The organism is Pseudomonas sp. T1.Ur, from assembly GCF_023516725.1.
In the GTDB taxonomy this organism is placed as follows: domain Bacteria; phylum Pseudomonadota; class Gammaproteobacteria; order Pseudomonadales; family Pseudomonadaceae; genus Aquipseudomonas; species Aquipseudomonas alvandae.
The window spans coordinates 4161858-4186499 of sequence record NZ_JAMGSN010000001.1; the positions used below are offsets into that span (position 1 = coordinate 4161858).

The following is a 24642-nucleotide window of genomic DNA, read 5'->3' on the forward strand; positions in this document are numbered from 1 at the left end:
TCCAGTAAATTAGCGATGTCAGAAATACATGCTGTTGTGTCGAGGGAGCTTGCTCCCGCTGGGTCTGTAGGAACTGTGTAGGAGCTGCCGAGCGAAGCGAGGCTGCGATCCTTTCACGGCCAATTGAGTCTTAAGCGAAAGATCGAAAGATCAAAAGATCAAAAGATCGAAAGATCGAAAGATCAAAAGATCGCAGGCTTCGCCAGCTCCTACGGAGCCCAGCGGGAGCAAGCTCCCTTGCCACAAAAGCGTTCAGATCAACGTTCGTGTTTCACCACTTCATCTCGCCCTTCGCCACCTTGGCGCTGAGCGCCAGGGAACTGTCTTCCCCCAGGTCCGGATAGCGTAGTTTCATGGTGGCGATCAGCGCGGCGGAATCCTTGGCCTTGGCGGTTTCTTCGTCGAAGGCCTTGATGTAACCGGCAGTAAAGCGCACCGGCGCCAGGGAGCGGGCACTTTCGCCCAGGAAATGGCCGGGAATCACAGTGGCCGGTTGCAGCTTTTCAATGTTATCCAGCGTCGCCAGCCAATCCTTGTGGGACTTAGGCGTCTGGGTATCAGCCATCCAGACATGAATGTTCTCCGCCACGACCACGCCCCCGACCACGGCCTTGATCGATGGAATCCACACGAAACTGCGGTCTGGCTGCGGACCCTCGAGGCCGACGATCTGCAAGCGCTTGCCTTCCAGCGTCAGGCTGTCGCCCTTGAGCACTTGGGGCACGAAGGTCTTGGACGGCGCATCGCTCTTCAGGATCGGCCCCCAATATTTCAACTTGCCGTCGGCAGTGGCCTTGATGTGCTCCACGGTCGGCGCGGAAGCAAGGACGTTGGCTTCAGGGAAAGCGGCCACCAGGGTTTCCAGGCCGAAATAGTAGTCGGGGTCGCCATGGCTGATGTAGATCGTGGTCAACCGCTTGCCACTGGCGCGGATTTTTTCGACGACCTGTTCGGCTTGGGATTTGCCGAACTGCGCGTCGACAAGGATCGCTTCCTTTTCACCGCTGACCAATACCGACGTCACCGGGAAGATTGCGGCCGCGCCGGGGTTATAGGCATCCAGCGTCAAGTCGGCGGCCCAGGCCTGAGCCGTGAAGGCCAGCGCCGCGGTCGCCAGCAACAAACGTTTGATGGGGGTGAAACCGGTCATGAGGTGCTCCGTCGTGCAAAGGCCCGCAAGGGAATGAACAGAGCTTAGTTGCCAAACTCATTACAAAAAATGCGATGCTGGAACATAGTTTGTTTCTGAAATCGGGCAAATCATGGATCGTCTACAAGCAATGCAGGTGTTCGTCACCGTGGTGGACCTGGGCAGCCAATCGGCGGCGGCCGAACATCTGGACCTGTCGCGACCGGTGGTGTCGCGCTATTTGGCCGAATTGGAGGATTGGGTCGGCGCCCGATTGATGCATCGCACCACGCGCAAGCTGAGTCTGACGGCCGCTGGCTCGGAGGTCCTGCCGCGCTGCCGACAGATGCTGGAGCTGTCCGGCGACATGCAAGCAGCCGTCAGCACGCCGGAAGACGCGCCGCGGGGCATGCTGCGCATCAGCGCCAGCACCTCGTTCGGCCAGGCCCAACTGGCGAGCGCGATGGCCGAATACGTCCAGCGCTACCCAGGCGTGAGCGTTGACCTGCAAATGCTCGACCGCACCGTCAACCTGGTGGACGAACGCATCGACCTGGCGATCCGCATGAGCAACGACCTCGACCCGAACCTGATTGCCCGGCGCCTCACAGTCTGCCGCTCAGTCATCTGCGCCGCCCCGCGTTATCTGTGGGAACACTCGACACCGCAGCGAGTGGAAGACCTGAGCCGGCACAACTGCCTGACCCATTCCTACGTCGGCAAGAGCCTGTGGCATTTCGAGCAGGACGGCGAACAGGTCTCGGTGCCGGTGCAAGGCAACATCAGCGCCAACGAAGCCAGCACCTTGCTCCAGGCAACGATAGCCGGCGCGGGCGTGGCGATGCTGCCGAGCTACCAGGCCGGTCCTCATATCCAGAGCGGCGAACTGGTACGCCTGCTCGCCCACGCCGAACCGCGCCGGATGAACATGTACGCGGTGTACGCCTCACGCAAGCACATGCCCTCGGCGCTGCGCAGCCTGCTGGACTTCCTGGTGCTCAGGTTTCCCGAGACGCCGGAGTGGGATGTAGGGTTGTAGCTACCTCTGCGGGAACCTTTGTGGGAGCGAGCTTGCTCGCGATAGCGGTGTATCAGTCAATAAAAGGGTGGCTGACACTCAGCCATCGCGAGCAAGCTCGCTCCCACAGGGGATCTCTGTACAGCCTCAAGGCTGCGCCGGGATTTCACCAATAGCCCGCCCCAAGGCATACTGGCCACCCTCCGCACGCAAGAACCCAGAACCGCCCCATGCGTATCCACGTCAGCTTCATCGACCGCGTCGGCATCACCCAGGAAGTCCTGGCCTTGCTCGGTGGGCGCAATCTCAATCTGGATGCGGTGGAGATGGTGCCGCCCAACGTCTACATCGACGCCCCGACCCTCAGCCCACAGGTGCTCGACGAATTGCGCGAGGCACTGTTCAGTGTGCGCGGCGTGGAGTCGGTCACCGTGGTGGACATCCTGCCGGGCCAGCGTCGGCACTTGCAGCTCGATGCCTTGCTCGCGGCGATGACCGACCCGGTGCTGGCCCTGGACAGTGCCGGCAAGGTGCTGCTGGCCAACCCGGCGCTGATCGCCCTGTACGGGCGCGAACCGGCCGGGCAAAGCGTGGCCGAGCTGTTCGGCGACGCCGCGCTGCTGGACGCCCTGCTGGAGAACGGTTTTCGCTTGCCGCTGCGGGAAATCACCCTCAACGGCCAGACCTTGTTGTTGGACGCCACCCCCATCACCGATGCCGGCGCGCTGCTGACGCTCTACCAGCCGAACCGCATCGGTGAACGCCTGTCGGCGTTGCACCATGATCACGCCGAAGGCTTTGACGCATTGCTGGGCGAATCCCCGGCGATCCGCACCCTCAAGGCCCGGGCGCAACGGGTCGCGGCGCTGGACGCGCCGTTGCTGATCCAGGGCGAGACCGGCACCGGCAAGGAACTGGTCGCCCGCGCTTGCCACGCCATCAGCGCCCGTCACGGCGCACCGTTTTTAGCCTTGAACTGCGCGGCATTGCCGGAGAACCTGGCCGAAAGCGAACTGTTCGGCTACGCCCCCGGCGCCTTCACCGGAGCCCAGCGCGGTGGCAAGCCGGGGCTGATGGAACTGGCGAACCAGGGCACCGTGTTCCTCGATGAAATCGGCGAGATGTCGCCGTATCTGCAAGCCAAGCTGCTGCGCTTCTTGAACGATGGCAGCTTCCGCCGGGTCGGTGGCGACCGAGAGATCAAGGTCAACGTGCGGATTCTCAGCGCCACCCACCGCAACCTGGAGAAGATGGTCAGCGAAGGCTCGTTCCGCGAAGACCTGTTCTATCGCCTGAACGTGCTCAACGTCGAAGTCCCGCCGCTGCGTGAACGTGGCCAGGACATCCTGCTGCTGGCGCGTTATTTCATGCAGCAGGCCTGCGCACAGATCCAGCGCCCGGTCTGCCGCCTGGCGCCCGGCACTTACCCGGCGTTGCTGGGCAACCGCTGGCCAGGCAACGTGCGGCAATTGCAGAACGTGATCTTCCGCGCCGCCGCCATCTGTGAGAGCAGCCTGGTGGACATCGGCGACCTGGACATCGCCGGCACCTCCGTGGCGCGCCAGGGCGATGTGGAGGTCGAGAGCCTGGAGCAGGCCGTCGAGAACTTCGAGAAGCACCTGCTCGAAAGTCTCTACGCCAACTACCCTTCCACCCGCCAGCTCGCCAGCCGACTGCAAACCTCTCATACGGCGATTGCCCATCGGTTGCGCAAGTACGGCATCTCCAACAAGCCGTAAGCCCGCCGCAATTCCTCTGTGGGAGCGAGCTTGCTCGCGATGGCGGTGTGTCAGTCACCCTATGGCTGACTGGGCTACCGTCATCGCGAGCAAGCTCGCTCCCACAGGGTTATGGGTTGTGGTCGAAGAAATCGCATCTAAACACGACCTCCACCTGTACTGAAAGCGCTACAGCGGAACGATATCGCTACACCCGGCGCTAACCGGCACTGTGCAAGGCTTTGATCCCACAACGATTTTTTCCAGCCTTCAAGCTGTAGCGATTTCGCTACAGCTTGAAATACCGAGCGCCTTGAAAAAACCGCCATTCCATTGATAAACAAAGACTTTTAAACATTGGCCACGTTCTTGCTAAGGGTATAGCCATTCGGCCGGGCCAAGCCCCGCGCCTTCTTCGCGTCCACCAGACGAAATCTGGCCCCAGGAGTTTCCATGAGCGAGTTGCGTTTTACTGAAGATCACGAATGGCTGCGCGCCGAAGCCGACGGCACCGTCACCGTAGGCATTACCGCATTTGCGCAGAACGCGTTGGGCGACGTGGTTTTTGTGCAACTGCCTGAATTGCAGTCCTACGAAAAAGGCGCCGAAGCCTCCACCGTGGAATCGGTCAAGGCCGCCAGCGGCGTGTACATGCCACTGGACGGTGAAGTGCTGGAAGTGAACGACAAACTCGACGGCAGCCCGGAACTGGTCAACGAGGACCCGATGGGCGAAGGCTGGTTCTTCCGTTTTAAACCGACCGACGCCGACGCAGTGGCTAAGCTGTTGGATCAAGACGCCTACGACCGCCTGATCAAAGCCAACGCCGAAGCCTGAGGAGCGCACCATGACCGTTAATCTCGGCACCGCCAACGAATTTATCGCCCGCCACATCGGCCCGCGTGCCAGCGACGAGCAAGCCATGCTCGAGCGCCTGGGCTACGACTCCCTGGAAGCCCTGAGCGCCAGCGTCATCCCGGAAAGCATCAAGGGCACCAGCGTGCTCGACATGGGCGACGGCCAGAGCGAAGCCGATGCACTGGCCTCGATCAAGGCCATCGCCGCCAAGAACCAACTGTTCAAGACCTACATCGGCCAGGGCTACTACAACTGCCACACGCCGGCACCGATCCTGCGCAACCTGCTGGAAAACCCGGCCTGGTACACCGCCTACACCCCGTACCAGCCGGAAATCTCCCAAGGCCGTCTCGAAGCCCTGCTGAACTTCCAGACCCTGATCAGCGACCTCACCGGCCTGCCGATCGCCAACGCTTCCCTGCTCGACGAAGCCACCGCCGCCGCCGAAGCCATGACCTTCTGCAAGCGCCTGAGCAAGAACAAGGGCAGCAACGCCTTCTTCGCCTCCGTGCACAGCCACCCGCAGACCCTCGATGTGCTGCGCACCCGTGCCGAGCCCCTGGGCATCGACGTAGTCGTGGGCGATGAGCGTGAACTGAGCGACGTCAGCGGCTTCTTCGGCGCGCTGTTGCAATACCCGGCCAGCAACGGTGACCTGTTCGACTACCGCGAACTGACCGAACGCTTCCACGCCGCCAACGCCCTGGTGGCCGTCGCCGCTGACCTGCTGGCCCTGACCCTGCTGACGCCTCCGGGCGAATTCGGCGCCGACGTCGCCATCGGCAGCGCCCAGCGCTTCGGCGTGCCGCTGGGTTTCGGCGGTCCGCATGCGGCGTACTTCTCCACCAAGGATGCGTTCAAGCGCGACATGCCGGGCCGCCTGGTCGGCGTCTCCGTGGACCGCTTCGGCAAGCCGGCCCTGCGCCTGGCGATGCAGACCCGCGAGCAACACATCCGCCGCGAGAAAGCCACCAGCAACATCTGCACCGCCCAAGTACTGCTCGCCAACATCGCCAGCATGTACGCCGTGTACCACGGCCCCAAGGGCCTGGTGCAAATCGCCAACCGCATCCATCACCTGACCGCGATCCTCGCCAAGGGCCTGGACGCGCTGGGCCTGAGCGTCGAGCAAGAGAGCTTCTTCGACACCCTGACCCTGCACACCGGCACGCAAACCGCCGCCCTGCACGACAAGGCCCGTGCCCAGCGCATCAATCTGCGTGTGGTCGATGCTCAACGCCTGGGCCTGTCCCTGGACGAAACCACGAGCCAGGCTGATATAGAAGCCCTGTGGAGCGTACTGGCCGACGGCAAGGCACTGCCGGACTTCGCGGCCCTGGCCGCCAGCGTGCAAAGCCGTATCCCGGCCGAACTGGTGCGCCAATCGGCGATCCTCAGCCATCCGGTGTTCAACCGCTACCACTCCGAAACCGAGCTGATGCGCTACCTGCGCAAGCTCGCCGACAAGGACCTGGCCCTGGATCGCACCATGATCCCGCTGGGTTCCTGCACCATGAAACTCAACGCCGCCAGCGAAATGATCCCGGTGACCTGGGCCGAATTCGGCGCCCTGCACCCGTTCGCCCCGGCCGAGCAAAGCGCCGGTTACCAGCAATTGACCGACGAACTGGAAGCCATGCTCTGCGCCGCCACCGGTTATGACGCGGTGTCGCTGCAACCCAACGCCGGCTCCCAGGGTGAATACGCCGGCCTGCTGGCGATCCGTGCCTATCACCAGAGCCGTGGCGAAGACCGTCGCGACATCTGCCTGATCCCGTCCTCGGCCCACGGCACCAACCCCGCCACTGCCAACATGGCCGGCATGCGCGTGGTCGTGACCGCCTGCGACGCCCGTGGCAACGTCGACATCGAAGACCTGCGGGCCAAGGCCATCGAGCACCGCGAACACCTCGCCGCGCTGATGATCACCTACCCGTCCACCCACGGGGTGTTCGAAGAAGGCATCCGCGAAATCTGCGGGATCATTCATGACAACGGCGGCCAGGTGTACATCGACGGCGCCAACATGAACGCGATGGTCGGCCTCTGCGCCCCGGGCAAGTTCGGCGGCGACGTGTCGCACCTGAACCTGCACAAGACCTTCTGCATTCCCCACGGCGGTGGCGGCCCGGGCGTCGGCCCGATTGGCGTCAAGTCACACCTGGCGCCATTCCTGCCAGGCCACGCCAACATGGAACGCAAGGAAGGCGCAGTGTGCGCGGCGCCGTTCGGCAGCGCGAGCATCCTGCCGATCACCTGGATGTACATCCGCATGATGGGCGGCGCCGGCCTCAAGCGCGCCTCGCAACTGGCGATCCTCAACGCCAACTACATCGCCCGTCGCCTGGAAGAGCACTACCCGGTGCTCTACTCCGGCAGCAACGGCCTGGTGGCCCACGAGTGCATCCTCGACCTGCGTCCGCTCAAGGACAGCAGCGGCATCAGCGTCGATGACGTCGCCAAGCGCCTGATCGACTTCGGTTTCCACGCGCCGACCATGTCGTTCCCGGTGGCCGGTACGTTGATGATCGAGCCGACCGAAAGCGAATCCAAGGAAGAACTGGACCGCTTCTGCGACGCCATGATCTGCATCCGCGAAGAAATCCGCGCGGTGGAGAACGGCAGCCTCGACAAGGACGACAACCCGCTGAAAAACGCCCCGCATACCGCGGCGGAACTGGTCGGCGAGTGGACTCACCCCTACAGCCGCGAACAGGCGGTGTACCCGGTGGCGTCGTTGATCGAAGGCAAGTACTGGCCGCCAGTAGGCCGGGTCGACAATGTGTTCGGCGACCGCAACCTGGTTTGCGCCTGCCCGTCGATCGAAAGTTATGCTTAAAAGCAGCGATGAGCTTCAAGCTGCAAGCTGCAAGTAACAGCCGCTCGGCTTTTAACTTGTAGCTTGTAGCTCACAGCTTGTCGCTGCTCCCCCAGGAGCTCCCCATGTCATTAAGCGTGTTCGACCTGTTCAAGATCGGCATCGGTCCTTCCAGCTCACACACGGTCGGCCCGATGCGTGCCGCGGCCCGTTTTGTCGAGGGGTTGCGTCGTGATGAGCTGCTCAATACCACGGCCAGCGTCAAAGTCGAGCTGTACGGTTCCCTCGGTGCCACGGGCAAAGGCCACGGCAGCGACAAGGCCGTGCTGCTGGGCCTCGAAGGCGAGCATCCCGACACCGTGGACACCGAGACAGTGACCGCCCGGCTCCAGGAGATTCGCAGCAGCGGTCGCCTGAACCTGCTTGGCGAACACACCATCGAATTCAACGAAAAACTGCACTTGGCGATGATCCGCAAACCGTTGGCCTACCACCCCAACGGCATGATCTTCCGCGCCTTCGATGCGGCGGGCCTGCAAGTGCGCAGCCGCGAGTACTACTCGGTGGGCGGCGGCTTTGTCGTCGATGAAGACGCGGCCGGCGCCGACCGTATCGTCGAAGATGCCACGCCGCTGACCTTCCCGCTCAAGAGCGCAAAAGACTTGCTGGCCCATTGCAGCACTTATGGCCTGTCCATCAGCCAGGTGATGCTGACCAACGAAAGTGCCTGGCGCCCCGAAGCCGAAACGCGCGCCGGCCTGCTGAAGATCTGGCAGGTGATGCAGGATTGCGTAGCGGCGGGCTGTCGCAACGAGGGGATCTTGCCGGGCGGGCTGAAGGTCAAGCGACGAGCCGCCGCGCTGCACCGCCAATTGTGCAAGAACCCTGAAGCCGCGTTGCGCGACCCGCTGTCGGTACTGGACTGGGTCAACCTGTATGCCTTGGCGGTCAACGAAGAAAACGCCTATGGCGGACGCGTTGTCACCGCGCCCACCAACGGTGCGGCGGGCATCATCCCCGCCGTGTTGCATTACTACATGCGCTTCATTCCCGGGGCCAACGAAGATGGCGTGGTGCGATTCCTGCTGACCGCCGCGGCCATCGGCATCCTCTACAAGGAAAACGCCTCCATCTCCGGCGCCGAAGTCGGCTGCCAGGGCGAGGTTGGCGTGGCCTGTTCCATGGCTGCCGGCGCATTGTGCGAAGTGTTGGGCGGTACCGTGCAGCAAGTAGAAAACGCCGCCGAAATCGGTATGGAACACAACCTCGGCCTGACATGCGACCCCATCGGCGGCCTCGTCCAGGTGCCCTGCATCGAGCGCAACGCCATGGGTTCGGTGAAGGCCATCAACGCGGTGCGCATGGCCATGCGCGGCGACGGCCATCACTTCGTCTCCCTCGACAAGGTCATCCGCACCATGCGCCAGACCGGCGCCGACATGAAAAGCAAATACAAGGAGACCGCCCGCGGCGGTCTGGCGGTCAACATCATCGAATGCTGATGCGTGCCACTTTCATTTTCCAGGAGCTGATATGTCCACCGAACAACTGTTGAAAACCCCGCTGCACGCGCTGCACCTCGAACTCGGCGCCCGCATGGTGCCGTTTGCCGGCTATGACATGCCGGTGCAATACCCGTTGGGCGTGATGAAAGAGCACCAGCACACCCGTGATCAGGCCGGCTTGTTCGATGTGTCCCACATGGGCCAGATCCGCCTGACCGGCGCGAATGCCGCCAAGGCACTGGAAACCCTGGTGCCGGTGGACATCATCGACCTGCCCGTGGGCATGCAGCGCTACGCGATGTTCACCAACGACAACGGTGGCATCCTCGACGACTTGATGGTCGCCAACCTGGGCAACGACGAACTGTTCCTGGTGGTCAACGCCGCCTGCAAGGATCAGGACCTGGCCCACCTGCAAGCGAAAATCGGCGGCCAGTGCAGCATCGAACCGCTGTTCGAAGCCCGTGCCCTGCTCGCCCTGCAAGGTCCGGCCGCCGTCACCGTACTCGCGCGCCTGGCGCCGGACGTGGCGAAGATGACCTTCATGCAATTCCAGCGCGTCACCCTGCTGGGCGTGGACTGCTTTGTCAGCCGTTCGGGCTACACCGGTGAAGACGGTTTCGAAATCTCGGTACCCGCCGCCGACGCGGAAAAGCTCGCCCGCGCCCTGCTGGCCGAACCAGAAGTGGCCGCCATCGGCCTTGGCGCACGAGACTCCCTGCGCCTGGAAGCCGGCCTGTGTCTTTACGGCCACGACATGAACACCGAGACCACGCCCATTGAAGCCAGCCTGCTGTGGGCGATCTCCAAGATCCGCCGCGCCGATGGCGCTCGTGCCGGGGGTTTCCCGGGGGCTGAAACCGTCTTTGCCCAGCAGCAGAACGGCGTAAGCCGCAAACGCGTCGGCCTGCTGCCCCAGGAACGCACACCGGTGCGCGAAGGCGCGGAGATCGTCAACGAAGCCGGCGAGACCATCGGTACGGTGTGCAGCGGCGGCTTCGGGCCGACACTGGGCGGTCCGTTGGCGATGGGTTATCTGGACAGCGCCTACGTCGCCCTGGATACACCAGTCTGGGCCATTGTGCGTGGGAAAAAAGTGCCTCTGCTTGTAAGCAAAATGCCATTCGTTCCACAGCGCTACTACCGAGGTTGATTGCCTGTTTCTATAAGTAACGCGGTTGCGTTATACGTGCACTAATGTGTCACGCAACCGCCATAAAAAGGTGCATCTAGTGTTGTTCAACCGGGCTTATAACGCCAAGGAACAATCGGACTAGCCTTGTGAATAAGCCTTCCCCGGCGAAGCATTTAAAACACCGGCAAGCTGAGCAAATCCGGGCTCTGGAGGGGGGTTGTTTTTTCGTTGGAAGTTGGCGTAGAGTTTGATCACTGTGTTTGCATGGGTCGCTTGGATCGTGACCTGGGCAGTAGCCTACGAAGTTAGCTACAACCCGTTCGACGTCATCTTACTTTCCTGCAACCCAGCCCCAGTACTCTTTCGCGTGGAAAGAGGCTGTCATTAATTTAGCGTCAAGGAAATAAGAAAATGGCTGATCGTCAGAGCGGTACCGTCAAGTGGTTCAACGACGAAAAAGGTTTTGGTTTCATCACCCCTGAAAGCGGTCCGGATCTGTTCGTACACTTCCGCGCCATCCAGGGCAACGGCTTCAAGAGCCTGAAAGAAGGTCAGAAAGTCACTTTCGTTGCTGTGCAAGGCCAGAAAGGCATGCAGGCTGACGAGGTAATTGCCGAAGCCTAAGGCTTTTGCACACTAAAAAGCCCCTGATTGATATCAGGGGCTTTTTTATGGGCGTAAATCCGTAAAATGGCTTCTTTTTCGTTCGAGGCCGTCATGTCGAAACACGTACTCACCCCCCAGGGTGACTTCCCCCCCGCCGGCCTGGGCCGTCGCCTGGCGGCGATGTTTTATGATTTCCTGCTGTGCACGGCGCTGCTGATCGTCACCAGCGGCGCCTACAAGATGATCCAGATGGCGATCATCGGCGAAGAAAAAATGCGCACCCTCACCGAGGCCGGCGCGCTGGACGGCGACCCGCTGCTGTCCACCGTATTGCTGTTCGTACTGTTCGGGTTCTTCGCCAAGTTCTGGACCCACAACGGCCAGACCCTGGGCATGCAGGTCTGGTGCATCCGTGTGCAGAACGCCGATGGCACGGCCATCAGCCTGTGGCAGGCACTGTTGCGGTTCGTGGTGTCGATTGCGTCACTGGTGCTGGTCGGCGCTGGGTTTATCTGGGCACTGTTCGACAAGCGCAAGCGCGGCTGGCATGACATCTACTCGGATACGCAGCTGGTGCGGATTCCAAAAAGCAAAAAATAAGCTACAAGCTGCAAGCTGCAAGCTACAAGCTACAAGCTAAGCGATTGTGACCTTAGCTTGCAGCTTACGGCTCGCAGCTCGCAGCTCGAAGCTGCCTTTAAGCATTGCCCGCCAGCTTCATCCGCGCCGCCTGGGTGAAGTCCAGCATGCGCTTGAGCGGCCGAATCGCCTGGGGGATCAGCGCCGGGTCGACGAATATCTCGTTGCTGCCATCCTTCAACGCCTGGAGGGTACGTTCCAGGGTGTTCATTGCCATCCACGGGCAATGCGCGCAACTGCGGCACGCCGCGCCGTTGCCGGCGGTAGGCGCCTCGATAAACACCTTGTCCGGGCACAGCTGCTGCATCTTGTAGAAGATGCCGCGGTCAGTGGCGACGATCAGCGTCTTGTTCGGCAAGCTCTGGGCGGCGGCGATCAGTTGGCTGGTGGAGCCCACGGCGTCGGCCAGTTCAATCACCGAGGTCGGCGACTCCGGGTGAACCAGGATCGCGGCGTCCGGGTACAGCGCCTTCATGTCTTCCAACTGCTTGGACTTGAACTCTTCGTGGACGATGCAAGCGCCGTCCCAGAGCAGCATGTCAGCACCGGTCTTGCGCTGGATATAAGTGCCCAGGTGCTTATCCGGTCCCCAGATGATCGTCTCGCCGTTATCCATCAGGCTTTCGACGATTTCCAGTGCGCAGCTGGACGTCACCACCCAGTCAGCCCGGGCCTTGACCGCCGCCGAAGTGTTGGCATACACCACCACGGTGCGCTCCGGATGTTGGTCGCAGAACGCCGAGAACTCATCCACCGGACAGCCCAGGTCGAGGGAGCAGGTGGCTTCCAGGGTCGGCATCAGCACGCGTTTTTCGGGGTTGAGGATCTTGGCGGTCTCGCCCATGAACTTGACCCCGGCCACCACCACGGTCTTGGCCGGATGGGCATTGCCGAAGCGGGCCATTTCCAGGGAGTCGGAGACGCAGCCTCCGGTCTCTTCGGCCAAGGCCTGGATGACCGGGTCACAGTAGAAATGCGCGACCAGCACCGCGTCCTGAGCCTTGAGCTCGGCGGCGATGGCGGCGCGGTACCAGGCCTCTTGCTCGGCCGACAGCGGCTTGGGCTGCTTGGCGTCGAGGTGAGCCTGGACCAGAAGGCGTTCGGAAATTTGCGTCATGTTCGCAAGACCTATGGGCGCGTTTTGCGCGAAAGTCGAGTATACACCCGGCTCCGGACCACTCGGGTACCGCCGGGAAAGTGAGTGTCCATCAGGCACGGGACAGCGTGAAGCCGGCAAGGCTACAGAATATCCCGCCGTTGCAAAAGATCATTCTGACCTGTGCCCGACCGCAGGATCGGACGCGATCCCCCGTGGCGAGGGAGCTTGCTCCCGCTGGGGCGCGTGTAGGAGCTGCCGAGTGCAACGAGGCTGCGATCTTGTTCCTGACAATTGATTCTTGAGCGAAAGATCAAAAGATCGCAGCCTTCGGCAGCTCCTACGCGCAGCCGCGACCTCGCCACAAAAGCCGCATCGCGCCAGTGCGCTCCAGCCCCGCCCAAAACTGACTGAAATGTAATCACTTGCCCGGCCGGCTTATGTCATCTTCTTTCCAAAGCGGCACCGGGCGTTGCCCCACGACCGCAGCGAATCGACTGACGGATTTTCATCGCATGCATACAAAAACTTCCCGGCGAACCTTTGTGAAAGGCCTGGCCGCCGGCGGCATTCTTGGGGGACTCGGCCTATGGCGAGCGCCTGTCTGGGCCGTCACCAGCCCCGGCCAGCCCAACGTACTGAGCGGCACCGAATTCGACCTGTTCATCGGCGAGAGCCCGGTCAACTTCACCGGCCATCCGCGCACCGCCCAGACGATCAACGGTGGCATCCCCGGTCCCCTGCTGCGCTGGCGCGAAGGCGACACCGTGACCCTGCGGGTGCGCAACCGCCTGCACGACACCACGTCTATCCACTGGCATGGCATCTTGCTGCCGGCCAACATGGACGGCGTGCCCGGGCTGAGCTTCAAGGGCATCGAACCCGGCGGCCTGTACGTCTATCAATTCAAGGTCCGGCAAAACGGCACGTATTGGTACCACAGCCACTCCGGCTTCCAGGAGCAGGCCGGCGTCTATGGGCCGCTGGTCATCGACGCCAAGGAACCCGAACCCTTCCAGTACGAGCGGGACTACGTGGTGATGCTCACCGACTGGGCCGATGAAGACCCCACCGACATCATCCGCAAGCTCAAGAAGCAATCGGACTATTACAACTACAACAAACGCACCGTCGGCGACTTCATCGAAGACGTGGGCAAGAACGGCTGGGGCGCCACCGTGGCCGATCGCAAAATGTGGGCCGAGATGAAGATGAACCCCACCGACCTGGCCGACGTCAGCGGCGCCACCTACACCTATCTCATGAACGGCCAGGCGCCGGACATGAACTGGACCGGCCTGTTCAAGCCTGGCGAGCGCATTCGCCTGCGCTTCATCAATGGCTCGTCCATGACCTATTTCGACGTGCGCATCCCCGGCCTGAAAATGACCGTCGTGGCGTCCGATGGCCAACACGTCAAGCCCGTGAGCGTCGACGAATTGCGCATCGCCGTGGCTGAAACCTACGACGTCATCGTCGAGCCGACGCAAGAGGCCTACACCTTGTTCGCCCAGTCGATGGATCGCACCGGCTACGCCCGTGGCACCCTCGCCAGCCGGGCAGGACTGTCGGCGCCAGTACCGCCCCTTGATCCTCGCCCCTTGGTCACGATGGACGACATGGGCATGGGTGGCATGGATCACGGCGGCATGGCTGGCATGGCTGGCATGGGCGAAATGAGCGGCATGGACCATGGCTCGATGCAAGGCATGGAGGGCATGGAGGGCATGGAGGGCATGGACGATAACGCCATGCAAGGCATGGATCACAGCCAGATGCAGGGCATGGACAACATGACCGGCATGGACCACAGCGCAATGCAAGGCATGGGCGACATGGCTGGCATGCAAACCCATCCGGCCACCGAGAAAAACAATCCGCTGGTCGACATGCAGGCCATGAGCGTCAAGCCCAAGCTCGACGACCCGGGCATGGGCCTGCGCAACAACGGTCGCAAGGTGCTGACCTACGCCGATCTGCGCAGCACCTTTGCCGACCCCGACGGGCGCGAGCCAGGGCGCACCATCGAGCTGCACCTGACCGGGCACATGGAGAAATTCGTCTGGTCGTTCAACGGCGTGAAGTTCAGCGACGCCGCGCCGCTGCTGCTCAAGTACGGCGAGCGTCTGCGCATCGTGCTGATCAACGACACCATGATGACCCACCCCATCCACCTGCACGGTATGTGGAGCGACCTCGAAGACGAGAACGGCCAGTTCATGGTCCGCAAGCACACCATTGATGTTCCACCGGGTTCCAGACGCAGCTACCGGGTGACCGCCGATGCACTCGGACGCTGGGCTTATCACTGCCACCTGCTCTTCCATATGGAAATGGGCATGTTCCGTGAAGTCCGGGTACAGGAATAGGGAGCCGACCATGAGCATTGTTTTTCAATACCGTTGCGTGCCCCTCGCGGTTCTTTTCCTGGGCACCAGCCTGTCGGCCTCGGCCGCAAGCAATGATATGCAAGGCATGGATCACAGCCAGATGCAGGGCATGGACCACAGCCAGATGCAAGGCATGGATTCGATGCAGGGCATGGATTCGATGGAAGCCGCGCCGACCAGCAGCCGCACGCCAATTCCTGAACTGACTGCTGCCGACCGCGCCGCCGTTTATGAAGACCACAACGGCCATGCGGTGCATGACAGCGCCATCAATTCGTTTTTCCTGGTCAACCAACTGGAATGGCAAGACGCCGATGACGGCAGCGCCCTGAGCTGGGACGCCTCTGGCTGGATCGGCGGCGACATCGACCGCTTGTGGCTGCGCTCCGAAGGCGAACGCACCAACGGCCAGACCGAAGAGGCCGAACTCCAGGCCTTGTGGGGCCATGCCATCAGCCCTTGGTGGGACGTGGTGGCTGGCGTGCGCCAGGACTTCAAGCCCGGTGATCCGCAGACCTGGGCAGCGCTCGGCGTCCAAGGCATGGCGCTGTATAACTTCGAAGCCCAGGCCACCGCCTATATCGGGGAAGGCGGCCAGAGTGCGGCGCGCCTGGAGGGCGACTACGACATCCTGCTGACCAATCGCCTGATCCTGCAACCGACCGCCGAAGCCAATTTCTACGGCAAGAACGACCCCGACCGCGGCGTCGGCTCGGGCCTGTCGGAGACTGAAGTCGGCCTGCGGCTGCGTTACGAAATCCGCCGTGAGTTCGCGCCCTACGTCGGCGTCACCTGGAACCGCGTCTATGGCAACACCGCCGATTATGCCCGGGAAGAAGGCGAAGACCGCAGCGAGGCGCGCCTGATAGTCGGCGTGCGCCTGTGGTTTTGACGGCGCCACCATTGTTCCTTTTAAAAAACCTAGAAAACCTGTGCTGTAGGAGTCCTTGCATGTCATTTATCAAAAACGCTGTCATCGCCGCCGCGCTGTCCACCGGCCTGTTGGCCAGTGGCCTGGCCCAGGCCCATCCGAAACTGCTGTCCTCAACCCCGGCCGAAGGCGCAGAGGGGGCAGCGCCGACAAAGATCGAGCTGCATTTTTCCGAAAACCTGATGACCAAGTTTTCCGGCGCCAAGCTGATGATGACCGAGATGCCCGGCATGTCGGCCCATTCACCAATGCCTATGCCGGCCAAGGTGTCCGGCAGCGACGATCCGAAAACCATGGTCATCGTTCCGAACGCGCCCCTCTCCGCTGGCACCTATCAAGTCCAGTGGCGTGCGGTGTCATCCGACACTCACCCGATTACCGGCAACGTCACGTTCAAGGTGAAGTGACTCGTGAGCGACTCGATCAATATTGCGTTGCGCTTTGCCCTGTACGTGGACCTGATGTTGCTGTTCGGCCTGGCCGCCTTTGGCCTCTATAGCCTGCGGGGGCAGGAGCGGGTATCGGGCGCCGTGTTGCCTTTCGGGTCGCTGCTGGCGATCACAGCGCTGCTTGGCGGCCTGCTTTCCCTGGCCGCGATGGCGTGCATGGCTTGGGCCATGAGCGGCGTCGCGGATTGGACCGAGCTGTGGCCGCACATTGAGATGATGGTGTCTGAGACGGATGTCGGCTGGGCGTGGATGCTGCGCATGGCAGCGCTGCTGCTGGCCGGTTTCGCCGTAGCGTTCAGCCAACGTTGGCCGACCGCCAGCCTCGGCCTGACCACGCTCGGCGGTGCGGTGGCCTTGGCAACGCTCGCCTGGGCAGGCCACGGCGCCATGGACGAAGGCACGCGTCGCAATTGGCACTTCATCACCGATTTCCTGCACCTGTGGGCGGCGGGTGGCTGGGTGGGCGCCTTGGCTGCGTTTGCTCTGCTGCTTCGCCAGGCCGAGCCGCAGTTGGCGGTATTGGCCCGGACACTGACCGGGTTCGAAACCGCCGGGGCGCTGATCGTGGCGATCATCAGTGTGACCGGCGTGGTGAATTACCTGTTCATTGTCGGCCCGAATGTCGATGGGCTGCTCGACAGCACTTACGGTCAATTGCTGGCACTCAAGCTCATCCTGTTCGCCGCCATGTTGGTGTTCGCCGCGCTGAACCGCTTCCATCTGAGCCCATTGCTGGAGCAGGCCCGGCAGACCGGCGAACATGGCGTCGCGGTGACTGCCTTGCGACGCAGCATGGTCCTGGAGTTCTCCGTGGCAGTGATCATCCTGGGGCTGGTGGCGTGGTTGGGGACGTTGGGCCCGGGGATGGAATAAGAAGATTTTTCCTGCCTCACTGGCCCCGTGGCGAGGGAGCTTGCTCCCGCTGGGTGGCGAAGCCGCCCCCTAAAGCATTCGACATGCCTGACAAATGGCGTCCTTGCTTTTCAGGTCTGCTTCAGCCCAGCGGGAGCAAGCTCCCTCGCCACAAAGGCTCACGGGCGGTATTTAATTATTCAATAAGCCCCGCCAGTTTTCAGTTTGCCCAAGGCAGCGTGCCCCAGCCTAAATAGCGCTTTGTTCCAACCAAGGCTCTATTATGGAAAACGTTCGAACCTCAAGCACCCATGCCGCCTGGCTAATGGTCAGCATCGTATTGGTCGCGCTGAATCTACGGCCTTCGATGGCAGCCGTCGGGCCGTTGTTATCAGCGATTCGCGGCGAAGTCCCCTTGAGTTTCAGCGCGGCGTCGCTGCTGACCATGTTGCCTGTCATGGCGATGGGCTTGGCAATGTTCCTGGGCATGCGCATCGCCTTGCGCATCGGTGAACACCGCACCATCGTGCTGTCGCTGTTGATTATTGGTATCGCTACAGCCTCGCGCCTGTATCTGGCCAGTGCCGCCGGGTTGATCGCCAATGCGGTCGTGGCCGGGCTCGGGATAGCCTTGATCCAGGCTGTGATGCCGGCACTGATCAAGTCGCGCTTCGCCGGTCACGTATCACTGCTCATGGGCTTGTACGTCACTTCCATCATGGGCGGTGCAGCGATTGCCGCATCGTTTTCCCCCTTGGTCCTGACGCAAACCGGCAGTTGGCGCATCAGCCTGGCCATTTGGGCATTGTTATCACTGGTCGCCCTGGGCTGCTGGTGCGCTCAGCGAGCGAGCGTCATCCCTTTGCCCGAAGCAATGTCCCGGCATCACGAAGCGTTTGCCAGCAACGCCCGGGCCTGGCTCCTGGCGATTTTCTTTGGGTTGGGCACCGCCTCCTACACGTGCGTATTGGCCTGGCTGGCGCCGTACTACGTAGAAAAAGGCTGGAGCGAACAGCACGCTGGCCTGCTGTTGGGGTTCCTCACGGCAATGGAAGTGCTCTCTGGGCTGGTAACCCCCGCGATTGCCAACCGAAGCCGGGATAAACGCCTGGTCCTGAGCGTCCTGCTGGCCTTGATCATCAGCGGCTTCTGCGGCCTGATCCTCAGCCCGGAACGCTTCAGCCTGCTCTGGCCCTGCCTGCTGGGGCTGGGTATCGGCGGCCTGTTCCCCATGAGCCTGATCGTATCCCTCGACCACGTGGACAACCCACGCCGGGCCGGTGGCCTTACAGCGTTCGTGCAGGGAATTGGCTATCTCATTGCCGGGCTTTCGCCGCTGGTTGCCGGAATGATCCGCGATCGGTTGGGGAGCTTCGAGTGGGCCTGGTGGTCACTCATGGCGGTCATGGTGTTGATGATGGGAATGGTATTGCGCTTGAATCCGAGGCACTACGCTCACCACATCCAGTAACGACACTGGCGCCCCGCAGGCTGCGGAGCGCCAGGCGCATCCGTTCGACCACTTTCTCGAAGGCAAAAAAAAATCCGGAAATCCTCACTTTCGTGGGCTTTCCAGACTTTTAAAACTACAGAAAATGGTGGGTCGTGTGGGATTCGAACCTACGACCAATTGGTTAAAAGCCAACTGCTCTACCAACTGAGCTAACGACCCGCTGTGTGGTGGCGCGTATAATACTGATTTCTAAGGACTATTCAACACTTAATTTGAAATAAATCAAAAATAAGGGGTTGGATCGCTCACACCCGCCGCCGCGAAGCCTTCGGCACGCAGGCGGCAGCTGTCGCATTTGCCGCAAGCGCGCCCCTGATCGTCGGCCTGGTAACACGAAACAGTAAGGCCATAATCCACCCCAAGCTTCACGCCTGCCCTGACGATGTCAGCCTTGCTGAGGTTTTGCAGAGGCGCCTGGATCCGGAAACCCTGACCCTCTACACCGGCCTTGGTCGCCAGATTAGCCATGCGCTCGAACGCCTCGACAAACTCCGGACGGCAATCCGGATAGCCGGAATAATCCACCGCGTTGACACCAATGAAAATGTCACGGGCACCCAGCACTTCGGCCCAACCCAGCGCCAGGGACAGGAACACGGTGTTGCGCGCCGGCACATAAGTCACCGGAATGCCTTCGCTCGGCGCCTCGGGAACATCAATGGAACTGTCAGTCAGGGCGGAACCGCCGATGCCGTTGAGGTTCAGGCCGATCACCTTGTGCTCGACAACGCCCAGGTCCCGGGCGACCCGCTCAGCGGCGTGCAGCTCGGCACGGTGGCGCTGGCCATAGTCGAAACTCATGGTGTAGCAGCGATAGCCTTCGGCGCGGGCCATGGCTACGACCGTGGCCGAATCCAGGCCGCCCGACAGCAGGATGACCGCGCGTTTTTCTGGAGTGGTTGATTGTTCAGTCATGTCAGCGCCCCGGCTCGTCGTTCCAAAGATATTTGTGCAGTTGCAGTTGCAGGCGCACCGGCAAGTTATCCGCCACCACCCAGTCCGCCAGCTCCCGGGCATTCAGGTCGTGGTGACTGGGGGAAAACAGCACCTCGCCAGCCCGCTGGTCGAGACCGTACTGGATCAGCTTGGACACCGCCCAGTCGTAGTCTTCCCGCGAACAGATGACGAACTTGACCTGATCGTTGGGCGTCAGCAGCTCGATGTTCTCGTAGCGGTTGCGGTGGGCTTCTTTCGAACCAGGAGTCTTGAGGTCCACGACGCGGCTGACCCGCGGATCGACCGCCGAGATATCCAGCGCGCCACTGGTTTCCAGAGAAACCTCATAGCCTGCATCGCACAATTGCTTGAGCAAGGGGATGGCATTGGGCTGCGCCAATGGCTCACCCCCGGTGACGCAAACATAACGCGGACGGAAGCCGGCCACTTGTTCAAGGAGTTCGTCGAGGGTGCGCAAGGTGCCGCCGTTGAAGGCATAGGCACTGTCGCAGTATTGGCAACGCAATGGGCAACCGGTAAGGCGCACAAAAACAGTGGGCAGCCCGGCCGTTCGCGTTTCACCCTGCAACGAGTAAAAAACTTCGGTAATTCTCAATGTGTCTTGCATAGTCGCCACGGGCGTAACAGCTAAACAGGCTGTCCGCCTCCGTCAGGCACCTCAAGGAACCCCGCCAACGCGTAGATCCCAAGAAGCGTGTTTCATAAAAAGGGCGTGAATTCTAACGAAAAAACCCGCGACAGGCGCGGGTTTCTTCCAAGCGGGTTCAAACAGCCTTACATGCGCTGCAGATCGCGCTGGGCCAACTGAGCGGCGGATGTCCCCGGATACTGGGCCACCACCTGTTGCAGAATGCCCTTTACCTTGTCGGTATGACCGAGGCGGCGCTCTACGTCAGCCAGCTTGTACAGCGAATCCGGCACCTTGGCGTGCTTGGGATACAGTTGCGAAACCTTGGCGAATGCCTGGCCGGCACCTTGCAGGTCACCCTTGGCCAGGTTCACCTCACCCAGCCAGTATTGGGCGTTGCCCGCGTACTGGCTGTTTGGGTATTTGCGCAGGAAAGCGGCAAAGGCCTGACTGGCCTTGTCGAAATCCTTGGCCTTGATCAAGTCGAAGGCAGCATCGTAGTAGAGCTTTTCCTTCGCTGGATCAGCCGGCTCGCCACCGGCAGCAGGTGCTGCTGGAGCACTCGCCCCAGCGCCTGCGGCTGCACCGGGGGCGTTCAGATCGCCACCGGCTGGAGAATTCTCAGGAGTCGCGGCAGGTGCAACACCGGTTCCTATGCGCCGATCAAGATCCTGGTATCGCTCCAGGTTTTCCTGCTTCATGCGCGAAATATCATTCTGCAGTTCTTCAATCACACCCTGTTGGCGCGAGATCTGATCCTGCATTTGCTGCAGTTGGTTGAACAGCTGGCCCTGTGCCGAGACAGGGGCCGAAACCCCTCCCCCGGCATAGGCGCCGTTCGTACCGTAACCTGCAGGCGGATAACTGCTCCCGCTATTGTTATAGCCGGCATCGTTATCGACCACAGGAACCGCAGCCCACGCCGCAAGCGGCGCGAGGCTGAGAGCCAGAACAGTTACAGCACGACGGCACGTTCGCATGACGAATTACTTACGCAGTTCGACGCGACGGTTTTGAGCCCAGGACTGCTCGTCGTTGCCGGTAGCAACTGGACGCTCTTCGCCGTAGGAAACCAGTTCCAGCTGAGCTGGGGAAACACCTTGCAGTACCAGGTAGCGTTGAACGGCTTTCGCACGACGCTCGCCCAGTGCCATGTTGTACTCACGAGTACCACGTTCGTCGGTGTTGCCTTCCAGAACAACGCGAGCGCCGTTTGCTTTCAGGTCTTTGGCGTGAACGTCCAGAGCGCGCATGGCTTCTGGCTTCAGGTCCGAGCTGTCGTATTCGAAGTAGAAGGTGGTGATCGCGCGCAGAGCAGCTTCTTCGCTCATGGAGCCGTCAACTGCACCGGTGTTAGCGCCGTAACCAGCGTTTGGATCAACAGCGCCTTCACCGGCGTTGTCGCCGCCTTTGGACGAGCAACCTACAGCTACAGCCATGGCCAGAGCCAGCGCAGCAAATTTACCAAACTTCAGCATTTCCATCGTGAAACTCCTAATGAACCCCAGTGTGTTAAGTAAAACGTATTGCGCCGCGTCAGTTCAGGTAAGGGGACCAGGACGGTTCTCTGACTTCGCCTTGAGCGGTAGGAAGCGGGAGCCTCACGCGTCCATTAATGGACACGAGCATCAAGACTCCCCGGCCCTGCTGGCGGGTGGCGTAGATTACCATGGTGCCGTTGGGCGCAACAGTAGGCGACTCGTCCAGAGTGCTATCAGTGAGGATTTTTACGCTTCCGCGCTGCAAATCCTGGGCCGCCACCTTGAAATTGGTGAAACCATCCTGGCGATGGATCATGACCAGGGTCTTTTCGTCCGCCGACAGTTTAGGGTTGGCGTTGTAGTTACCGACGAAAGTCACGCGTTCGGCACCACCGCCACCGGCGCTGGTCTTGTAGATCTGCGGCTTGCCGCCACGGTCGGAGGTGAAGTAGATGGTCGAGCCATCCTTGCCCCAGAACGGTTCGGTGTTGATACCAGGGCCGTTGGTCACGCGCGAGATCGAACGAGACGCCAGGTTCATCACGTAGACGTCCGGGTTACCGTCCTTGGACAGTACGAACGCCAGGCGCGAACCGTCCGGCGACCAGGCTGGCGCGCCGTTCAGGCCTTCGAAGTTGGTGATCTGCTCACGGCGACCGGTGTCGATGTGCTGCACGAAGATGCGCGGGCGCTTCTGCTCGAACGACACATAGGCGATACGCTTGCCGTCAGGCGCAAAACGCGGCGACAGGATCGGCTCGCGCGATTGCAGCAGGGTCACTGCGCGGGCGCCGTCATAGTCGGAACGCTGCAGGGTGTAGCGGGTGTTGTTCTCGGAGAAGCGCTCAGCCGTCACGTAAAGCATGCGCGTAGAGAACGCACCCTTGATGCCGGTGAGCTTTTCGAACGACTGGTCGGCGATGTAGTGCGCCATGTCACGCAACTGGTCAACGCTGCCCGACACGCTGCCGGTCAGCACTTGCTGTTCGGTGGCGACATTGAACAGGGCGTATTGCACCTGCAGGCGACCGCCCGCCGGAACGATGCTGCCGACCATGATGTACTGGGCGCCCAGGGCCTTCCAGTCACGGTAGATGACTTCGCTGGCCTGGGTTGGCAGGCCGATCATGTTCTGTTTCGGAATCGGCGCGTAGTAACCGGAGTTGCGCAGGTCGTTGCCGATGATTTCCGCCATGTCGTCCGGCAGGACGCTACCGCCCTGCCAACCGAACGGTACGACGGCGATCGGGGTAGCCCGGTCGCTGCCGCTGGTGACCAGGATGTTCTTTTCCTCTGCCATCGCGATCCCTGCCAGGCAGCAGACAACGACAAGCATTGATCGAAGAAGGTTTCTCACAAGGCTAGATCCTCAGGTGTGAATGTCATCTTGAACGAACGATAGGGAGCAAAATCGCTCGGCTTCATTCCTTGCATTTCCGTCAATCGTCCAATGTTCTTGACCGCCGCGACCGCCGAAGCGTCGAACGGACCATCGCCACTGGACTTGGCCACGCTGACCGAGGTAACCGTACCGTCGGGCAACATGCCGATTTGCAATACTACCGTCATGCCTTTGCGCGCCGAAGGTGGACGAGCCCAGCCTTCCGCCGCACGGGCACGAATCAGATCGTCGAAGCTGCCGGCGACTTCATCACCCTGCTCGTCGGCCAATGCCTGCTGACGCTCCGGCGTGTCGGAAAGCAAATCTGCCAAGGCCTGGGCCTTTTTCTCTTCGGCGGATTTACGCGCTGCGTCCTGGGCCTTTTTCTTGGCGGCGTCGGCGGCGGCTTTCTTCTTCGCGTCTTCGGCGACTTTCTTTTTCGCCTCTTCGGCTTCAGCTTTCTTCTTGGCGTCCTCGGCCGCTTTTTTCTTCGCGTCCTCGACGATCTTTTTCTTCGCTTCTTCAGCGGCCGCTTTCTTGGCCTCTTCTTCAGCGGCTTTCTTGGCTTCTTCTTCGGCTTTCTTCTTGGCTATATCAGCCAATTGTTTCTCTTCTGCCTTCTTGGCTTCGGCGGCTTTCTTCGCGTCGTCGGCTTTCTTGGCCTCGTCTGCCTTTTTAGCCTCGTCCGCTTTCTTCGCCTCGTCGGCCTTCTTCGCTTCTTCGGCCTTCTTCGCTTCTTCGGCCTTTTGAGCCGCTTCCTCTTTCTTTTGTTCCGCAGCCCTGATCGCTTCCTGCTCGACCTTTTTCTGCTCCATCTGCTCGACTTCAGTCTGGCGCGCGGCGGACTTCTTCGCTTCGCCGGCAAGCTTCTGGTTGGTCTGCGTCGTGGCCTGGCTCTTCGACTTGAGCTGGTAAAGGGTCGCCTGCACGATCGGCTTGGCCGGCGGCAACTCCGGGGTCATGGCAAAGCTGACGAACAGCATGCCGAACACCAGCACATGCAGGCCGATGGCAAGGACACTAGGCCAGAAGTAGCTTTCCGAGGCGGACGGCTCTCGCTGTTGCTGCATCAGGGCGCCTCAGTGATCAAGCCAACGTTACCAACCCCGGCTTTCTGAAGGCCGCCCATGGCGCCCATCACGGCACCGTAGTCGACGGTCTTGTCGCCGCGAATGAACACCTGGGTGCGCTTGCCGGCATCGTTGCCGACACGAATGATCTTAGTCACCGCGTCGGTCATCTGCGGCAGGGTCATGGCCCGGTCCTGCTGTTTCTCGGTGTCGACTTCGCTGCCAAGGTTCCAGTAATAGGTCTTGTCAGCCTTGATCGAGATGGTCAGGACCTGGGTGTTGTTGTCCTGCGGCAAGGCTTCGCTGGAAACCTTGGGCAGATCGACCTTCACGCCCTGATTGAGCATCGGCGCGGTCACCATGAAGATGACCAGCAGTACCAGCATCACGTCGATGTAGGGCACCACGTTCATCTCGGCAACCGGCTTGCGCTTGTTTCGGGCTCGAGCGATTAAAGCCATCGGGAAA

Annotated in this window: 22 protein-coding genes and 1 tRNA gene; 13 read left to right on the forward strand and 10 right to left on the reverse strand. The window is 61.3% G+C overall.

Going from position 1 to position 24642, the window contains the following annotated elements; genetic code table 11:
- Positions 1 to 271: 271 nt before the first annotated feature.
- Positions 272 to 1150 (reverse strand): MBL fold metallo-hydrolase, encoded by an 879-nt coding sequence (locus tag M8Q45_RS18595; RefSeq protein WP_249875902.1) that lies wholly within the window; start codon positions 1148 to 1150, stop codon positions 272 to 274.
- A gap of 112 nt (positions 1151 to 1262) precedes the next feature.
- Between M8Q45_RS18595 and M8Q45_RS18600 the strand changes: the two genes are divergently transcribed.
- The 8 genes from M8Q45_RS18600 (at position 1263) to M8Q45_RS18635 (ending at position 11387) form a co-directional block, all read left to right on the forward strand.
- Complete coding sequence (locus M8Q45_RS18600; protein ID WP_249875903.1) at positions 1263 to 2168, forward strand: LysR family transcriptional regulator; 906 nt, start codon at positions 1263 to 1265, stop codon at positions 2166 to 2168.
- A 209-nt stretch (positions 2169 to 2377) separates the two neighbouring features.
- Positions 2378 to 3886: a transcriptional regulator GcsR gene (gene gcsR, locus M8Q45_RS18605; RefSeq protein WP_217861379.1), complete on the forward strand. Its 1509-nt coding sequence runs from the start codon at positions 2378 to 2380 to the stop codon at positions 3884 to 3886.
- A gap of 432 nt (positions 3887 to 4318) precedes the next feature.
- Positions 4319 to 4702 carry a glycine cleavage system protein GcvH gene (gene gcvH / locus M8Q45_RS18610; RefSeq protein ID WP_181288660.1) on the forward strand — a complete coding sequence of 128 codons (384 nt, stop codon included), beginning with the start codon at positions 4319 to 4321 and terminating at the stop codon, positions 4700 to 4702.
- A gap of 10 nt (positions 4703 to 4712) precedes the next feature.
- Positions 4713 to 7562, forward strand: a complete 2850-nt coding sequence (gcvP, locus tag M8Q45_RS18615) for an aminomethyl-transferring glycine dehydrogenase (protein ID WP_249875904.1) — start codon at positions 4713 to 4715, stop codon at positions 7560 to 7562.
- Positions 7563 to 7666: 104 nt separating this feature from the next.
- Positions 7667 to 9043, forward strand: a complete 1377-nt coding sequence (locus M8Q45_RS18620; RefSeq protein WP_249875905.1) for an L-serine ammonia-lyase — start codon at positions 7667 to 7669, stop codon at positions 9041 to 9043.
- 31 nt (positions 9044 to 9074) lie between these two features.
- The gene (gcvT, locus tag M8Q45_RS18625; RefSeq protein WP_249875906.1) at positions 9075 to 10199 is read left to right on the forward strand and encodes a glycine cleavage system aminomethyltransferase GcvT; all 1125 of its coding nucleotides are present in this window, start codon (positions 9075 to 9077) and stop codon (positions 10197 to 10199) included.
- 393 nt (positions 10200 to 10592) lie between these two features.
- Complete coding sequence (locus tag M8Q45_RS18630; RefSeq protein ID WP_181288664.1) at positions 10593 to 10805, forward strand: cold-shock protein; 213 nt, start codon at positions 10593 to 10595, stop codon at positions 10803 to 10805.
- A gap of 93 nt (positions 10806 to 10898) precedes the next feature.
- Positions 10899 to 11387, forward strand: coding sequence for an RDD family protein (locus tag M8Q45_RS18635; RefSeq protein WP_249875907.1), 489 nt, complete (start codon positions 10899 to 10901; stop codon positions 11385 to 11387).
- Between the two features lie 97 nt (positions 11388 to 11484).
- On the opposite strand, the gene nadA is transcribed toward M8Q45_RS18635, so the two are convergent.
- Positions 11485 to 12543 carry a quinolinate synthase NadA gene (nadA, locus tag M8Q45_RS18640; RefSeq protein ID WP_249875908.1) on the reverse strand — a complete coding sequence of 353 codons (1059 nt, stop codon included), beginning with the start codon at positions 12541 to 12543 and terminating at the stop codon, positions 11485 to 11487.
- Between the two features lie 494 nt (positions 12544 to 13037).
- On the opposite strand from nadA, the gene M8Q45_RS18645 reads away from it, so the two are divergent.
- The 5 genes from M8Q45_RS18645 (at position 13038) to M8Q45_RS18665 (ending at position 18615) form a co-directional block, all read left to right on the forward strand.
- Positions 13038 to 14891: a copper resistance system multicopper oxidase gene (locus M8Q45_RS18645; protein WP_249875909.1), complete on the forward strand. Its 1854-nt coding sequence runs from the start codon at positions 13038 to 13040 to the stop codon at positions 14889 to 14891.
- A 10-nt stretch (positions 14892 to 14901) separates the two neighbouring features.
- On the forward strand, positions 14902 to 15804 hold the full coding sequence (locus tag M8Q45_RS18650) for a copper resistance protein B (RefSeq protein WP_249875910.1): 903 nt from the start codon (positions 14902 to 14904) through the stop codon (positions 15802 to 15804).
- A 59-nt stretch (positions 15805 to 15863) separates the two neighbouring features.
- Complete coding sequence (gene copC / locus M8Q45_RS18655; RefSeq protein ID WP_249875911.1) at positions 15864 to 16250, forward strand: copper homeostasis periplasmic binding protein CopC; 387 nt, start codon at positions 15864 to 15866, stop codon at positions 16248 to 16250.
- Positions 16251 to 16253: 3 nt separating this feature from the next.
- Entirely contained in the window at positions 16254 to 17165 is a 912-nt protein-coding gene (gene copD, locus M8Q45_RS18660) for a copper homeostasis membrane protein CopD (protein WP_249875912.1), read from the forward strand.
- A 262-nt stretch (positions 17166 to 17427) separates the two neighbouring features.
- The gene (locus M8Q45_RS18665; protein WP_249875913.1) at positions 17428 to 18615 is read left to right on the forward strand and encodes a cyanate transporter; all 1188 of its coding nucleotides are present in this window, start codon (positions 17428 to 17430) and stop codon (positions 18613 to 18615) included.
- A 125-nt stretch (positions 18616 to 18740) separates the two neighbouring features.
- Here M8Q45_RS18665 and M8Q45_RS18670 read toward each other — a convergent pair.
- From M8Q45_RS18670 to tolR, 8 genes are all read right to left on the reverse strand, one after another.
- Positions 18741 to 18816 (reverse strand) — tRNA-Lys (locus M8Q45_RS18670).
- Positions 18817 to 18879: 63 nt separating this feature from the next.
- Positions 18880 to 19572, reverse strand: a complete 693-nt coding sequence (gene queC, locus M8Q45_RS18675; RefSeq protein ID WP_249875914.1) for a 7-cyano-7-deazaguanine synthase QueC — start codon at positions 19570 to 19572, stop codon at positions 18880 to 18882.
- A gap of 1 nt (position 19573) precedes the next feature.
- Positions 19574 to 20221: a 7-carboxy-7-deazaguanine synthase QueE gene (gene queE / locus M8Q45_RS18680; RefSeq protein WP_249875915.1), complete on the reverse strand. Its 648-nt coding sequence runs from the start codon at positions 20219 to 20221 to the stop codon at positions 19574 to 19576.
- A 167-nt stretch (positions 20222 to 20388) separates the two neighbouring features.
- Complete coding sequence (gene ybgF, locus M8Q45_RS18685) at positions 20389 to 21222, reverse strand: tol-pal system protein YbgF (protein ID WP_030140794.1); 834 nt, start codon at positions 21220 to 21222, stop codon at positions 20389 to 20391.
- A 6-nt stretch (positions 21223 to 21228) separates the two neighbouring features.
- On the reverse strand, positions 21229 to 21726 hold the full coding sequence (gene pal, locus M8Q45_RS18690) for a peptidoglycan-associated lipoprotein Pal (protein WP_030140795.1): 498 nt from the start codon (positions 21724 to 21726) through the stop codon (positions 21229 to 21231).
- A 52-nt stretch (positions 21727 to 21778) separates the two neighbouring features.
- Positions 21779 to 23023 carry a Tol-Pal system beta propeller repeat protein TolB gene (tolB, locus tag M8Q45_RS18695; protein ID WP_407682692.1) on the reverse strand — a complete coding sequence of 415 codons (1245 nt, stop codon included), beginning with the start codon at positions 23021 to 23023 and terminating at the stop codon, positions 21779 to 21781.
- Between the two features lie 53 nt (positions 23024 to 23076).
- Positions 23077 to 24174, reverse strand: coding sequence for a cell envelope integrity protein TolA (tolA, locus tag M8Q45_RS18700; RefSeq protein ID WP_249875917.1), 1098 nt, complete (start codon positions 24172 to 24174; stop codon positions 23077 to 23079).
- Positions 24174 to 24626: a protein TolR gene (tolR, locus tag M8Q45_RS18705; RefSeq protein ID WP_161796096.1), complete on the reverse strand. Its 453-nt coding sequence runs from the start codon at positions 24624 to 24626 to the stop codon at positions 24174 to 24176. The genes tolA and tolR overlap by 1 nt, the downstream gene beginning before the upstream one ends.
- Between the last annotated feature and the right edge of the window lie 16 nt (positions 24627 to 24642).